The sequence below is a fragment of the Methylobacterium sp. CM6241 genome (genome assembly GCF_054817845.1).
This window is the reverse complement of the sequence record NZ_CM139246.1, coordinates 536,359-551,131: the sequence shown is the minus strand read 5'-3', so window position 1 is coordinate 551,131 and position 14,773 is coordinate 536,359. Positions and strand designations below refer to the sequence as shown.

The 14,773-nt window shown below is 65.5% G+C and carries 13 protein-coding genes and 1 riboswitch; of the genes, 7 read left to right on the top strand and 6 right to left on the bottom strand.

The window, feature by feature from the left end; translation table 11 throughout:
• Window positions 1-364 precede the first annotated feature (364 nt).
• The 5 genes from ACYQR9_RS02640 (at window position 365) to ACYQR9_RS02620 (ending at window position 6,175) form a co-directional block, all read left to right on the top strand.
• Window positions 365-559 carry a hypothetical protein gene (locus tag ACYQR9_RS02640; RefSeq protein ID WP_056422192.1) on the top strand — a complete coding sequence of 65 codons (195 nt, stop codon included), beginning with the start codon at window positions 365-367 and terminating at the stop codon, window positions 557-559.
• A gap of 332 nt (window positions 560-891) precedes the next feature.
• Window positions 892-1,506, top strand: a complete 615-nt coding sequence (locus tag ACYQR9_RS02635; protein WP_461228595.1) for a M10 family metallopeptidase C-terminal domain-containing protein — start codon at window positions 892-894, stop codon at window positions 1,504-1,506.
• Between the two features lie 619 nt (window positions 1,507-2,125).
• Entirely contained in the window at window positions 2,126-3,154 is a 1,029-nt protein-coding gene (locus ACYQR9_RS02630) for a CorA family divalent cation transporter (RefSeq protein WP_461222130.1), read from the top strand.
• A 61-nt stretch (window positions 3,155-3,215) separates the two neighbouring features.
• Entirely contained in the window at window positions 3,216-5,561 is a 2,346-nt protein-coding gene (locus ACYQR9_RS02625; protein ID WP_207414111.1) for an Orn/Lys/Arg family decarboxylase, read from the top strand.
• On the top strand, window positions 5,558-6,175 hold the full coding sequence (locus tag ACYQR9_RS02620) for a GNAT family N-acetyltransferase (RefSeq protein WP_461228594.1): 618 nt from the start codon (window positions 5,558-5,560) through the stop codon (window positions 6,173-6,175). Before ACYQR9_RS02625 ends, ACYQR9_RS02620 begins: the two co-directional genes overlap by 4 nt.
• Before the next feature lie 55 nt (window positions 6,176-6,230).
• On the opposite strand, the gene ACYQR9_RS02615 is transcribed toward ACYQR9_RS02620, so the two are convergent.
• Window positions 6,231-6,740, bottom strand: a complete 510-nt coding sequence (locus tag ACYQR9_RS02615; protein ID WP_461228593.1) for a DUF533 domain-containing protein — start codon at window positions 6,738-6,740, stop codon at window positions 6,231-6,233.
• A gap of 182 nt (window positions 6,741-6,922) precedes the next feature.
• Between ACYQR9_RS02615 and ACYQR9_RS02610 the strand changes: the two genes are divergently transcribed.
• Window positions 6,923-7,366 (top strand): protein tyrosine phosphatase family protein, encoded by a 444-nt coding sequence (locus ACYQR9_RS02610; protein ID WP_461228592.1) that lies wholly within the window; start codon window positions 6,923-6,925, stop codon window positions 7,364-7,366.
• Window positions 7,367-7,422: 56 nt separating this feature from the next.
• On the opposite strand, the gene ACYQR9_RS02605 is transcribed toward ACYQR9_RS02610, so the two are convergent.
• On the bottom strand, window positions 7,423-7,923 hold the full coding sequence (locus tag ACYQR9_RS02605; RefSeq protein ID WP_461228591.1) for a DUF2721 domain-containing protein: 501 nt from the start codon (window positions 7,921-7,923) through the stop codon (window positions 7,423-7,425).
• Between the two features lie 275 nt (window positions 7,924-8,198).
• Window positions 8,199-8,897, bottom strand: a complete 699-nt coding sequence (locus tag ACYQR9_RS02600; RefSeq protein WP_461228590.1) for a BA14K family protein — start codon at window positions 8,895-8,897, stop codon at window positions 8,199-8,201.
• 283 nt (window positions 8,898-9,180) lie between these two features.
• Window positions 9,181-9,287, top strand: a riboswitch (TPP riboswitch).
• A gap of 85 nt (window positions 9,288-9,372) precedes the next feature.
• Here ACYQR9_RS02600 and thiC point away from each other — a divergent pair.
• Window positions 9,373-11,280 carry a phosphomethylpyrimidine synthase ThiC gene (gene thiC, locus ACYQR9_RS02595; RefSeq protein WP_461228589.1) on the top strand — a complete coding sequence of 636 codons (1,908 nt, stop codon included), beginning with the start codon at window positions 9,373-9,375 and terminating at the stop codon, window positions 11,278-11,280.
• 52 nt (window positions 11,281-11,332) lie between these two features.
• Here the strand turns inward: thiC and ACYQR9_RS02590 are convergent, their stop codons facing one another.
• From ACYQR9_RS02590 to aptA, 3 genes are all read right to left on the bottom strand, one after another.
• Window positions 11,333-12,649, bottom strand: a complete 1,317-nt coding sequence (locus ACYQR9_RS02590) for a D-amino acid dehydrogenase (RefSeq protein ID WP_461228588.1) — start codon at window positions 12,647-12,649, stop codon at window positions 11,333-11,335.
• 316 nt (window positions 12,650-12,965) lie between these two features.
• Complete coding sequence (locus tag ACYQR9_RS02585; RefSeq protein ID WP_461228587.1) at window positions 12,966-13,355, bottom strand: tautomerase family protein; 390 nt, start codon at window positions 13,353-13,355, stop codon at window positions 12,966-12,968.
• A gap of 68 nt (window positions 13,356-13,423) precedes the next feature.
• Window positions 13,424-14,773 carry an omega-aminotransferase AptA gene (gene aptA / locus ACYQR9_RS02580; RefSeq protein ID WP_461228586.1) on the bottom strand — a complete coding sequence of 450 codons (1,350 nt, stop codon included), beginning with the start codon at window positions 14,771-14,773 and terminating at the stop codon, window positions 13,424-13,426.

Genomic DNA, 14,773 nt, shown 5'->3' with positions numbered 1-14,773 from the left:
TCAACGATCAGCAAGCCCGCCGCCGTCGCTCGACCTCGAAAGGTGCTCTCGATATCTTAGCTACAGTTTCGTTCGATGGTCGTCTGCGAAGTAAAAACGATGGTTCGGTATTCTCAAAAAAATCTCCCGACGGGTCATTCTGGTCTGAGCGCAACCCGTCCGTGACCGGAAGTTCTGTGGGCAGTCTCAACGCTGTGACTTTCTGATCGACGCTGGCGCTGACTTCTGCCGGGAGGTATTCTCGCACTCAGGGGCCTATCTCCGTCGCGCTCGTTCCCTCGGGCGGTAAACCCCGTTCACCGCGACATATGAACCTATCTTCGATCCCGGCGTTCACATTTCTTGTGTTATCGAAGGAGTGGCGATGCTCATTGAAGACTATCGCGAGCCAGCCCGGCCCCGGCCGCGCACCAGGGATCTCAACAGCGCGCTGACCGAGACCACCCGGCGGCGTCTCGGCGAGGAGTTGCAGGCCCTCTACGAGCCCGTGATCGACGAGCCTCTCGACCCTCGCCTTGCCGAGCTCATGAAACAGCTGGAGGCGGACAGGGACCGTTAGATCCTGTCTGGCTAAATCCGATCCAGGGATCGGGGGTGATCCTGTCGGTGCCGCCCGGCGATCTCCCGACGGCGGATGTCCTTTCTCCCCATGCGGGCTCCGGCCCAACCCGCACCTTGCCGCGGCCCTCGGTTCAACGCTGTTCGGACCCTCAACGCGGGAGAGGCCCCGATCTCGTGGCGATCCGGGTTCGAACCGCCGGAGGCCCGGCGGAACGACATCGTCCAGGGTCGGAGCGGACGAGCGTTCCGCAGCCATGACCGATTCTGAATGGCATTCGATGTCGGCGGGGCACCATCCTGCGTCATTCGTCTGCGGAGCGCGGGCTCAAAGTGCCTCGCCGGCCATGTAGTCGATACGAAGACGTCCTGATCGGTGATAGCGGCATTAATATCCTGACGGGCTTGGCCGGTAACGATTTCCTCCGGGGAGTAGGAGCATCCGATACACTGATCGGCGGCGACGGCAATGATAAGCTGGCAGTTACCAATGCACCAACGCTGGTCGACGGGGGAGATGGGCAGGACAGGCTCCTGCTTCTTGGACCCGATACTTTCACGTTCACAGACGCAAGCTTCAAGAGTATCGAGACGATCTATGTGCGCGGAGCACTGACCCTCGATCTGTCGGGCGTGACCGCAGGCACCACGGTCAACCTGCAGAACGCCAAGGATACCTTCGCCACGGTGTCGGGGACAAAGGGGAACGATGTCATCAGGGCCGGCGAGGGTGACACGGTGATCGATGGCGGCACCGGTAACGACAAGCTGTATGCTGGTGGGGGAGCTGATACCTTCACTTTCAAAATGAATTTCGGGATGGATAACGTCTATGGTTTTGCGAAGGGCTTCGATCATTTCGACGTGTCAGCCCTTGTGAACAGCTTCGAGGATATCAACCTTACTATGTTGAACGGGGGGTGCGGACACTCTTGTCACGTTCGATGATGTTGCTCTTGGCAACAGTATCATCCTGAGAAATGTTGCTAAGGGATCCTTGCGTGGGGCGGACTTTGGACTCCTGATCTAGTAGTATGTCGGTAATTTACTTCTAGAGGGTAGTCTGAATCGTCTTACGAAATGAGGATGCAGGACGGGGCGGAACGAAGCTAACGGAAGAGATGTCCAGCGACGGCCTGCCGCACGCTGGACGCGAATAGCGACGATGAAGACCTCGGACGACGCGACGTTATTTTCCGCCCAGTCCGACGAACCTTGGCGAAGTGCAGATGCTGCAGGCAAGCACAGGCGATGTTCATCATCACTGCATGCCCTTCCACGAGCGCTTGGCCCAGCACGGCCCGCCGAAAAATGTCGCGCACGCGACCGTGATGCGAAGGCGACTGGTGACGCTCAGCGCGATCCCTCGCGAATGCACGTCATGATGGCCAATCACGGCTCGACCATCGACGTCGTCGCTTCGCCCCGTCCCTGTGAGTCGTCTGATCCATCGGGAGAATACGATGGCAGCAGACGCGCCTCGTCGTCATCACAGTGTCGCCCAGCCTTGCGATCCAGCGCGATAGTGAGCCGGTATTTTGCCGGCCATGTTCGCCGCGAACGCATTATGCAGCATCTTCTCATTGAGGAATCGTCCCTCCCGGGGCTGATCTTCGCCCTCGCCTTCGACACGGATGGACGGGGACGCCAGGTTGCGCTGGGGGACGAGCTTCCTTCCCTCGGTGACCCGGAACACGGCTTCGTTTGGCTTCACGTCGATCTCGTCGATGCGCGGACCGAGGCGCTGATCCTTGAGGGACGCCTCGGCCCGCCCCGTCTCGCCGCCGCAACCTTCGCCCGCGACGAGCATCAGCGTGTCGTCGTCGATGGCCCTCATGCCGGCTTCGTCATCGCGGACCGGGAACGCGCTTTCGACGGCTCGTCGAGCGAAGAGCCGAACGGCCGCCTCCATTGCGTTCTCGGTCCAGGCTATCTGGTCAGTGGCCGTCGCCATGCCACGGCCTGCGCGGTCGCCGCCCGCGACGCGGTCCTGTCCGGCACCCTCGTTCCCGGCCCGGCAAAGCTACTGGAGCGCTTCGTCGGCAGCACCATCGCATCACTCAATGCCACGTCCGATCGCCTGTCCTCCTCCCTCGATGCCATCGAGGACGACATGCTCGACGAGGCCAAGGCCGACGATGCCAGGCCGTTGGGACCGATCCGCCGCCAATCCGTGCGCTCCCACCGTCAACTCGCCGGCTTACGCGCGGTGTTCCACCGGCTCGAGGATGAGGCCGCCATGGAGGGCGACCAATTGCCGGAAGCCGTCGGCGCCATGGCGGCGCGCGTGGTCCAGCGCCTCGATTCGCTCCACCGGGACATGCATGTCCTGTCCGAGCGCAGCCGGCTTCTCCAGGACGAGATCGCCGCCCGCACGACCGCGCTGACCAACCGCCAGCTCTTCACCCTCTCCATCCTCACGGCCCTGTTTCTGCCGCCCACCCTGGTCACGGGCGTCTTCGGCATGAACACCAAGGGCCTGTTCTTTTCCGAATCCGACAGCGGCTCCATGATCGCCCTGATCATCGGCGCGCTCGCGGCGCTGGCCGTCTATGTCGTCATCCGCCGGCTCAATCTCGCCGGCCGGCCTGGTTGATCCCGAACGCGAACGCGCCCACACACCCTCGATTCATCCGACCACCGGAGCCTTCCCCCGCATGGACTTCTTTCGCCGCTTCACCGTGCTCATGTGCGCGCCTAACTTCGACCCGGACGACCTCGAGGGCGTGCGCGTCCAGCAGATCATCGGCTCTGTGGAGAAGCTCGGCTTCGAAGTGGTCCGCGCCCGCCGCGTGGAGGACGCAGCCATCGCGGTCCAGACCGATGCCGCCATCGGCTGCATGGTGGTGGATTGGGGCAAGCGCGGCCTCGACGGCAAGGCGGCGGCCCTCATCAACCTGATGCGGAAGCGTGGGCTCGAAATGCCCATCGTCATCATGGTCCGCCGCAAGCGCCTGGAGGACATCCCCGTCGAAGTGCTCGACTTCATCGACGGCTACATCTTCCTGGCCGAAGAGACCCCGGACTACATCGCCCGCGGCCTGGTGAGCCGCGTGAAGCAATATGCCGAGACCCTGAAGACGCCGTTCTTCGGCGCGCTGGTGGACTATGCCGAGCAGGGCAACCAGCTCTGGACCTGCCCCGGCCATAACGGCGGCATCTTCTACAACCGCTCGCCGATCGGGCGTATCTTTGTGGAGCATCTCGGCGAGGCCGTGTTCCGCGACGACCTCGACAATTCCGTGCTCGATCTCGGCGACCTTCTGGTCCACGAAGGCCCGGCCTTGAAGGCGCAGAAAGAAGCCGCCGTCATCTTCGGCGCCGAAAAAACCTATTTCGTCCTCAACGGCACCTCGGCCTCCAACAAGATCGTGCTCTCGGCCCTGGTGGCGGAGGGCGACCTCGTCCTGTTCGACCGCAACAACCACAAGGCGGCCCATCACGGCGCCCTGTTCCTCGGCGGCGCGGTTCCGGTCTTCCTGGAGACCGACCGCAACTGCTTCGGCCTGATCGGCCCGATGTATCACGAGGCCCTCGACGAGGCGGCCATCCGTGAGAAGATCCGCACCAACCCCCTCATCACTGACAAGGAAGCCTGGAAGCGCGAGCGCCCGTTCCGCGTGGCGGTGGTGGAGCAGTGCACCTATGACGGCACCATCTACAACGCGCAGATGATCCTCGAGAAGATCGGGCATCTCTGTGACTACATCCTCTTCGACGAGGCCTGGGCGGGCTTCATGAAGTTCCACCCGCTCTTCGCCGGTCGCTTCGCCATGGGACTGAAGGGCCTCGACGAGACCTCGCCGGGCATCATCGCCACGCAATCGACCCACAAGCAGCTGGCAAGCTTCTCACAAGCCTCGCAGATCCATACCAAGGACAGCCATATTCGCGGCCAGACCCGGCGCATCGAGCACCGGCGCTTCAACGAGACCTTCCTCGTCCACGCCTCGACCTCGCCGTTCTACCCGCTCTTCGCCTCGCTCGATGTCGGCGCGCAGATGATGAAGGGCCGCTCGGGCGTCGTCCTGTGGGACGACACGATCCGGCTCGGCATCGAATGGCGCAAGAAGGTCCGTGCCATCCGCCGCGAATTCGAGGAGAAGGAGGGCGATCCTCTGCGCCGCTGGTTCTTCGACCCCTTCGTGCCGGACACGGTGAAGGGCCCGGAGGGCAAGGTGCCGTGGGAGAGCGTCTCGACGGACGAGCTCGCCAGCGACGCGAAATACTGGGAGCTGACCCCCGGTGCCGCCTGGCACGGCTTCAACCATGTGGCGCCGAACTACGCCATGACCGACCCGAACAAGCTCACCGTGCTCACCCCCGGCTTCGACCGGCGCACGGGGGAATATGCCGAGCACGGCGTGCCCGCGCCCATCGTGGCCCAGTACCTGCGCGAAAACCGCATCGTGCCGGAGAAGAACGACCTCAACTCGCTCCTATTCCTGCTGACGCCGGGCGTCGAATCCTCCAAGGCCGGCACGCTCATCTCCGGCCTCGTGGCCTTCAAGCGCCTGCATGACGAGAATGTGCCGCTCGAGGATGCCATGCCGGAATTCGTCCGGCGCCGGCCGAACCGCTACAAGGGCGTACGCCTGCGCGACCTCTGCGCGGATTTCCACGCCTTCCACCGCGAGCACGGCACCAGCACCCTTCAACGCAAGCAGTTCGAACCCGGCCACCTGCCCGAGATGGTCATGACTCCGAAGGAGGCGGTGCAGCAGCTCACCCGCAACAACGTCGATTACGTGCCGATCGCGGAAGCGGAAGGTCGCGTGGCGACGACCTTGCTTCTGGTCTACCCGCCGGGCATCGGCACGGTGCTGCCGGGCGAGCGACTGGACGAACGGGCGAAACCCATGCTGGACTACTTCAAGATGTTCGAGCGCTCCGCGAACCTGTTCCCAGGCTTCGAGGCCGAGATTCAGGGCGTGTTCCGCAACGTCGATCCCGACGGGACGATCCGGTTCTACACCTATGTCATGCGCGAGAATCGCCCGTGAGTCCGGAAGGGCCGCCCGCCGCCTCCGATACCGGGATCATCATCCGGCCCTCCTCGGATGCGGACGTGCCGGCCATGGTGGCAATCTACGCCCACCATATCCGGCGGGGCGTAGGTGATGTGGGGGATTTTGAAGCGGATCCGCTCCATCCCGACGACCTCAAGCGCCGCCGCAAGGCCATGCGCAAGAGGCGTCTGCCGCATCTTGTGGCCGACCGCGATGGGGTGGTGGCGGGCTACGCTTACGCTGTCCCGTTCCGGAAGCGCCCGGCCTATCGCTACACGCTCAAGCACTCGATCTACGTTCATCACGAGCACCTGAACGCCGGCATCGGGCGACGCCTGCTGCCGGCTTTGATCGAGGCCTGCGCCGCCGGCGGCTACCGCCAGATGATCGGCTATATCGACGCGCAGAACGAAGCGTCCCTGCGGCTCCACGAGACCTGCGGCTTCGTCCGTGTCGGCCTGTTGCCGGCGGTGGGCTACAAGTACGGCCGCTGGAGCGACAGCGTCATGGTCCAGCGGGCACTCGGCACCGGCGCCACCGACCAGCCCGGCACCTGGACACGATCGGTTGAGGCGCTGGTGGCAGGGCACGATTGGATGGGGAAGTAGCACTTCCCCATCGGGCCGGTACGGAGCGCGTCAACTCCCGCGACATCGCTCTCCATCAGGCATTTTCGAGCCCGGCATCGACCCTCGCCGCCACGTCCTGCGAGACGTCCAGGGCCTCGGCCAATCGCTTCAGGAACTCCCGCTCCTGCAGTGTATCGGCATTGATGGCCAGACGCGCTGCCGCATAGAGGCGGGCACCCTTCTCCGGCGAATCCACGCGTTCGGCGAGTTCGTCGATCTCGGCCGGGTCGGCCAGCTCCTTTTCGAGCCAGGCGCGGCCATCCTTGTCGATACCGGCCGCCTCTACCACCTCGTCGAGGCGCTGGCGCTCCTGCGTGTCCACGATGCCGTCGGCCAAGGTCGCCGCCACCATGGCGCGCAGCATGATGCGGGCCTCGTCCTCGCCGACTTGGCTGAGATCGGGGGTTTCGGGCTCATGGGAAGGACGGAGTGCTAGAAGAGCCAGGCCCGCGACGAGGGCGAGCCCACCGAGGGCGGCCGTGGCGGCGATCCCGCCCTTGCGTGAGCGCACGAGCGCGTCGACGATCTGTCTTGCATCGGCCATGGTGGTCATCCTGAAGGCGGGTTGAGGATCAGACCAGAAACGGACGAGACCCATCCCGGGTTCAAGGCGGGCCGTGCGGTGGAATCAGCCTGCCCCGCTTGTGCCGCACGGAACGGACACGATCTGTGGCGGGTCCGTGCAGCGCCAAGGGAGCCGCAAGGCAGCCCCAAGGACGATCTTCCATGACCATCACCTCCATCGAATCCCGACTTTCGGTCTCCGGCCAGCCGAACGAAGCCGAGATCGCCGACTTGGCGGGAAAAGGGTTCGCCCTGCTGATCAACAACAGGCCCGAGGGGGAAGAACCCGGCCAATTGGGCACGGAGGCCGAAGCCGCAGCCGCTAGGGCGGCGGGGCTGGCCTATCTCCATCTTCCGGTTACCGGCCCAGGCATCACACTCGACGACATCGCGCAGTTCCGCGACGCCGTGGAAGGAGCGTCCGGCCCAGTCCTCGCGCATTGTCGTAGTGGTACCCGCTCGCTCACCCTCTGGGCTTTGAGCGAGGTGTTGGCGGGACGCTTGAGGCGCGATGACGTCGCGGCCTATGGCCGGGAACGGGGCTTCGACCTCAGCGGCGCAATTCGCTGGCTCGACGCGCATGGCGAGGGGATCGTCGAGGATTGAAGCCGCAGGTGGCGGTCCGCAACATTGGATCAAGCCCGTGCTGTTCGCGGCGACCGCTATGGGAGATCGGGTCCAGACGCTTCCCGATCCGAGGCCTGCACCGTCTGGCGGTCGACCTCGTCCCTGATACGGCGGCCCGCCATCAGGATCTCGAGAAGGAAGGCGACGATGGCCGCCACCGTGCAGACCAGGGCGACGCCGAAGCATCCGAACAAGACGGAGGCCGTGGCGGCATCGCGCAAGGCCCCGACGAAAAGCGTGAGCACCGCGACGCCGGTCATGATGCTGCCGAAACAGGTCAGCACCACAGCCACATCGAGCATGAAGGAGTGCTGACGCAGATAGGCCAGTTGGCGCGACAGGTGCGCCGCCTCGGCCGCATCCGCCTTCTGCAAGCTGGCGGCGGCATCATCGACACGGTCGGCCACCCGCCCAAGGCGCGTTGAGAAGACATTGAGCAGCGTCGCCAGCGCCGTCAGCAGGAAAGCGGGAGCGAGCGCGACCTGAATGACGTGGGCGATGTCGTCGGGAGCGAGGAGAGAACCGGAAGCCACCATGACGTGGCGTTACGCCATGCCGAGCAGCCCCGGAAGATCCCTCCTCGCTGCGACCGCCGTTCCTAGACCCAGACCCTCGAACGGGGTGGAGGCGGGGTCGTCAGGTATAGATCATCATCTCCGCCGATGGACCGATGGTAAAGACGGCGCGGATAAGTAAGGCAGGCGCCACTGGGCCCAGATGCGACGAAGCCCCGCAACGAGTGATGCGGGGCTTCTCTTGTCGGATGAGGCTGAAATGTCTTCGCTCTTGGTGCAGGTCTTCCGTGCAGTTGCTATTGCGGGCAGCGGTGACGCTGACCATCATTGCCCAGATAGGTGCCCGATCGCTGATCGTAGGAGCGGAAGCGCTGGATGCAGTAGGCGACGTCCTGATCGGACCCGCCGACATCCTGCTGAACCTCGACGGCGCCACCATAATAGGCTGGGGCATAGCCGCCGCCGTAATAGCCACCGTTATCGTAGTAACCGCTGCCATAGCCGTAACCGATTCCGGCTCCAGCCAAGCCTAGCCCCAAACCAAGACCGAGTCCGCCGTAGCCGTATCCCCGGCCGTAGCCACGATTGTAGCCATACCCGCGGTGATGACCGTAGCCGCCACGGTTGAAGCCACCGCCGGAGTTCGGACCGGCGGCGATCCCGCCCTGTCCGCGTCCACCGCCCCAGCCTCCCTGGCCAGCGCCCCCCAAGGCAGCGGGACCGCCGCCAGCACCGCCACGGCTCAAGCCGCCACCGCCCCAGCCTCGCCCACCACCGCCCGCAGCCGCGAGTCCCGCGCCGCCAGCACCTCCACGGCTCATTCCACCGCCGCCCCAGCCGCCGCCTCCACCACCCGCGGCGAGCCCACCGCCGCCACGGCTCATGCCACCGCTGCCACCGCCACTACCCCAGCCGCCTCCGCGAGCGTCGGCGGTTGTCGGAACGAACGCGACCGCGCCGAGCAATGCGGCGGATGCGAGAATGAGTTTGTTCATGGAACGCCAGCCTGATTGTTTTTTGGAATTGATGACTGACAACGCGCCGTCAGCAGGGAAGGCTCCATTATGGGAGGGCCTTTGACGGACTGAAATATGCCGCACCGAAAATGGACTGTGCTTGCGGATGAAATCGAACACTACGGTCGCGGAGAGCTTAACGGCCCGACCCGAACGATCCGCGATCGGCGCGACGTCATCGTTGCCGTGGTGGGAGTCCTTGCATTCGACTGGGGATGTCGGCTCCGGCGATTGACAAAGGCGCGGCGAACGCAGACTTTCGAATCGTTCCGAGGGGGGCCCCGTTCAGGGGGCTGAGATAGGGCCGCAGCCCTGACCCTTGAACCTGATCCGGCTCATACCGGCGGAGGGACGGGAACTACGCTTGGGTTGTCTGCTCCAAACGAGCGGGTGCCCGTCGTCCTGACGTACCGTTGCGAACCGGATCGCCTCCCACGCCAGGAGCGAATCCGATATGAACGCACCCGTCCTTCCCAAAGACCTTTCCGGACAAGAACCCGCCAAGGGGCAGCCGCAAGCGGTGACCACCGGCCCGATCATGGGCTCGCGCAAGGTTTATGCGAGCGTGGCCGGCCGTGACGACATCCGGGTGCCGTTCCGCGAGGTCACGTCGAGTGATCCGAAGGAGGCGCCGGTGCGGGTCTACGATCCGTCTGGCCCCTATACCGAGACCGATGCCCGGATCGACCTGAATGCCGGCCTGCCCCTGCTGCGCGACCCGTGGATCGCCAAGCGCGGCTACGCCACGATCACGCCGCGCGCGGTCAAGCCCGAGGACAACGGCTTCGTGCCGGAGGACAAGCTCGTCGCCCCCTGTCCGGCGATGCGCCAGATCCGCAAGGCCGGCTCCGGCCAGATGGTGACGCAGTACGAGTTCGCCAAAGCCGGGATCATCACCGAGGAGATGATCTACGTCGCCCACCGCGAAAACCTCGCCCGCGAGACGATGCTGGAAGGCGCGCAGACCGCGCTGGCCGACGGCAACAGCTTCGGTGCCTCGCTCCCCGCTTTCATCACCCCCGAATTCGTGCGCGACGAGGTGGCGCGCGGCCGCGCCATCATCCCGGCCAACATCAACCACCCCGAGGTGGAGCCGATGGCGATCGGCCGCAACTTCCTCGTCAAGATCAACGCCAATATCGGCAATTCGGCCGTGACTTCGTCGGCAGCGGAAGAGGTGGAGAAACTGGTCTGGGCGACCCGCTGGGGCGCCGACACGGTGATGGACCTCTCCACTGGTCGAAACATCCACAACATCCGCTCGTGGATCGTGCGCAACTCGCCCGTGCCCATCGGCACCGTGCCGATCTACCAGGCGCTGGAGAAGGTCGGCGGCGATCCGCTGAAGCTCGACTGGGAGGTCTTCAAGGATACCCTCATCGAGCAGGCCGAGCAGGGCATCGATTACTTCACCATCCATGCGGGCGTCCGCCTGGCCCATGTGCCGCTCACCGCGCGCCGGGTCACCGGCATTGTCAGCCGAGGCGGCTCGATCATGGCGCGCTGGTGCCTCGCCGGTCACCGGGAATCGTTCCTCTACGAGCGGTTCGACGAGATCTGCGACATCATGAGGGCCTACGACGTCTCGTTCTCGCTGGGCGACGGCCTGCGCCCTGGCTCCATCGCGGATGCCAACGACGCGGCGCAGTTTGCGGAACTCGAGACCCTCGGCGAGCTGACGAAGATCGCCTGGGACAAGGGCTGCCAGACCATGATCGAGGGTCCCGGCCACGTGCCGATGCACAAGATCAAGGTGAACATGGAAAAGCAGCTGGAGGAGTGCGGCGAGGCGCCGTTCTACACCCTCGGCCCGCTGACCACCGATATCGCACCGGGCTACGACCACATCACGTCGGGCATCGGCGCCGCCATGATCGGCTGGTTTGGCTGCGCCATGCTCTGCTACGTCACCCCGAAGGAGCATCTCGGCCTGCCCAACCGCGACGACGTCAAGGAAGGCGTCATCACCTACAAGATCGCGGCCCATGCCGCCGATCTCGCCAAGGGCCATCCGGCGGCGCAGCTGCGCGACGACGCCCTGTCACGCGCCCGGTTCGACTTCCGCTGGGAGGACCAGTTCAACCTGTCGCTCGATCCCGACACGGCGCGCGCCTACCACGACGAGACCCTGCCGAAGGACGCCCACAAGGTTGCGCATTTCTGCTCGATGTGCGGCCCCAAATTCTGCTCGATGAAGATCACGCAGGATCTGCGCGCCGAGGTCCTGGCGATGGAGGCGGCCGGTCAGGTGTTGGGCGAGGCGACGCCCATGAGCCAGGCCGAACGCGAGGCGGGAATGGCGGCCAAATCCGCCGAGTTCCAGGCCGAGGGCGGCAAGCTCTACGTCGACGCGGCCGAATAGGCCGCCTCGCCTCACCCTCTCGCGCCCGGCGCGAGAGGGCATTACCCCGTTGTCAGGCTCCGCGTGCGTAGCGGCTGACGGCGAGGTCCGGGGTGGCGATGTCCGGCGTGCGGCTGGAGATAAGATCGGCCAGCACCCGGCCCGAGCCGCAGGCCATGGTCCAGCCCAGGGTGCCGTGGCCGGTATTAGTGTAGAGGTTCGACAGGCGCGTTCCGCCGACGATGGGCGTGCCGTCCGGCGTCATCGGCCGCAGGCCGGTCCAGAACGTGGCCTGCGAGAGATCGCCGCCCGCCGGGAACAGATCACCGACGGAGCGGACTAGGGTTTCCCGGCGCGGTCCCCGCAGGACCGCGCTGAAACCGGCGAGCTCGGCGGTGCCGCCGACCCGGATGCGGTCGCCGAGCCGGGTGATCGCGACCTTGTAGGTCTCGTCCATCACCGTCGAGACCGGGGCGGCGTCGATATTGGTGACCGGCAGGGTGAGGGAATACCCCTTCACCGGATAGACCGGCAGGTCGATGCCGAAGGGCCGGAGCAGAGCCGGGGTGTAGCTGCCCATGGCCGCCACATAGGCGTCGGCGGTCAGCACCTCGCCCGCTGCCGTCGCCACGCCGCTGATCCGGTCGCCTTCGCTGCGCAGGCCTGTGATGGCCGTGCCGTAGCGGAAGACCACACCAAGGTCTTCGCAGAGTGCGGCGAGCCGCTGGGTGAAGAGGTGGGCGTCGCCGGTCTCGTCGCCGGGGAGCCGCAGGCCGCCGACGAAGGTCCCGGCCACCCGCGCCAGGGCCGGCTCGGCCATGATGCAACCGGCGGGCTCCAGCACCGCGTAGGGAACGCCATAGGCGTCGAGGACGCGGGTGTCGTCCCCGACATGATCGAGCTGCTTCTGCGTCCGGAACAGCTGGAGCGTGCCCTGCTCGCGGTGATCGTAGGCGATGCCGGTCTCGGCGCGCAGGTCGCGCAGCACGTCGCGGCTGTATTCGGCCAGACGCACCATCCGGCCCTTGTTGCGCTGGTAGGCTTCCTCCGTGCAATTCGCCAGCATCCGGGCGAGCCAGCCGTAGAAACGCGGCTCGAAGCTCGGCCAGACCACGAGGGGCCGGTGGCGCATCATCAGCCACTTCATCGCTTTGAGGGGAATGCCGGGCGCCGCCCAGGGCGCCGAATATCCCGGTGAGACCTGGCCGGCATTGGCGAAACTCGTCTCGAGCCCCGCCGCCGGCTGGCGCTCCAGCACGGTGACCCGGTGGCCGGCTTTGGCCAGGTAATAGGCCGAGGTGACGCCGACGACACCGCCACCGAGGATCAGGACATGCATGGCCGGCGTTCCGTAGAGGGTCGGGGTTAGGGTCCGGAATGAGCTTGGCACCCCGAGCGGGCTCGCATGGGCGGGCCAACACGTCACCTTGCTCAGTCCCTATGGCGTGTCGCAGGTTTCAGGCCGCAGAAGCGGCGACACTCGTTGCGAAACCCGCCCAGGGCCTGTTCGATCGGGTTTTCCAGCGGATGCTTGTGCCAGAGCAGATCATCCCAGCAGACCACCTCATCCTGAGGCGCCCTTTGCTTGAGCAAAGGGCCTCGAAGGAGCCCTCCAGTCGTCTCCCGATCCCTGGAAGCCTCCTTCGAGGCCGCTACGCGGCACCTCAGGATGAGGTTAAGCTCTAGAATAAGAACTCAAACGGTTGTCAGAGTTCGCCGGTGAGGAACTGCGCCCGGCCGTGGCCGAAGGACCAATCCTCGTCGGTGTTCTCCACCGTGGAGACCATGACGTCGGCCGGGGCGATGCCGCAGGCGGCTTCGAGCTTCTCGGTCAGCAGCTTGTAGAACAGCTGCTTCTTCTCTTTGCCGCGCGGCCGGGTGATCATCTGGACCACCACAACGTCCTTGGTGCGCGGGATGTCGAGCCCGGTATCCTCGACGATCATCCGCAAGGGCTTGTGCTCGGTGACGATCTGGTAGCGGTCGCCCGGCGGGACGTTGAACGCCTCCAGCATTGCCTCGTGCGCGGCGTCGAGGAGCGTCTTCAGTTCGGAATCGGTGCGGCCTTCCAGGATATCGAAGCGCATCAGGGGCATGTCGGTTCAACCTTTGAAGAGAATGGAACGGGTCACGGGCCGTCTATCGGGAGTGCGCCGGCCGCCGGTCAGGCTTCGGCGCGGATGAGACCGCGCAGCATCTCGATCATGCCGGTGATCTCGGCGGGGGTCGAGATGAAGGGCGGGCCCATGGCGATGGTGTCGCCGGTGAAGCGCAGGAGGATGCCTTCGCGCAGGCCGCGCTCGAAGATCCGCAGAGCGCGCGCGCCGGGCTGGCCCGGTGTCGGTTCGAGATCGACGGCCGCCGTCAGGCCGAAATTGCGGATGTCCTTGATGCCCGGTTCGTCGCGCAGCGTGTGGACGGCCCCCTCGAGGATCGGCTCCAACTCGCGCACGCGGGCGAAGAGGTCGCCCTCCTCCATCAGGTCGAGGGAGGCATGGGCGACGGCCGCCGCCAGGGGATGGCCCGAATAGGTGTAGCCGTGGAACAGCTCCACCGCCGCGGCCGGCCCGGTCATGAACGTGTCGTAGATCTCCTTGCGGACGATGACGCCGCCCATCGGCACGATGCCGTTGGTGATGCCCTTGGCGAAGGTGATCATGTCCGGGATCACACCGAGGCGGTCCGCGCCGAAGGGCGCGCCGAGCCGCCCGAAGCCGGTGATCACCTCGTCGAAGATCAGCAGGATGCCATGGCGCGTGCAGATTTCGCGCAGGCGCTGGAGATAGCCGAGCGGCGGCACGATGACCCCGGCCGAGCCCTGCAGCGGCTCGACGATGACGCAGGCGATCGTGCCCGCATCGTGGAGCGCCACCATCCGTTCGAGGTCGTCGGCGAAATGCGCGCCCCAAGTCGGCTGGCCCTTCGAGAACGCCATCTCGGCATAATCGTGGGTATGGCGCAGGTGGTCGACGCCCTGGATCATGGCGGTGGCGAACATCTTGCGGTTGGCCACCATGCCGCCCACCGACATGCCGCCGAAGCCGACGCCGTGATAGCCCTTCTCGCGGCCGATCATGCGGAAGCGGCCGGCCTCGCCGCGCAGGCGGTGATAACCAAGGGCGATCTTGAGGGCGGTATCGACGGCCTCCGAGCCGGAGTTGGTGAAGAACACCCGGTCCAGCCCGTCCGGGGCCATGTCGGCTATACGCTCGGCCAGCCGCAGCGTCACAGGGTTGGTCATCTGGAAGGCGGTACAGTAATCGAGGGTCTCGGCCTGCCGGCGCAGGGCCTCGACGATCCGCGGCTGGGCGTGGCCGAGGGGGCAGCACCACAGGCCCGACAGGCTGTCGAACAGCTCGCGCCCCTCGGCGGTGCGGTAATAGGCGCCCTTCGCCGAGGTGATGATGCGCGGCGTCGGGTCGGCCTTCACATGGCGATTGGGCGTGAACGGCATCCAGTACGGCTCGACATTGAGCTGCCGGTCCGCCGCCTGATCGATGATCGCATGATCCAT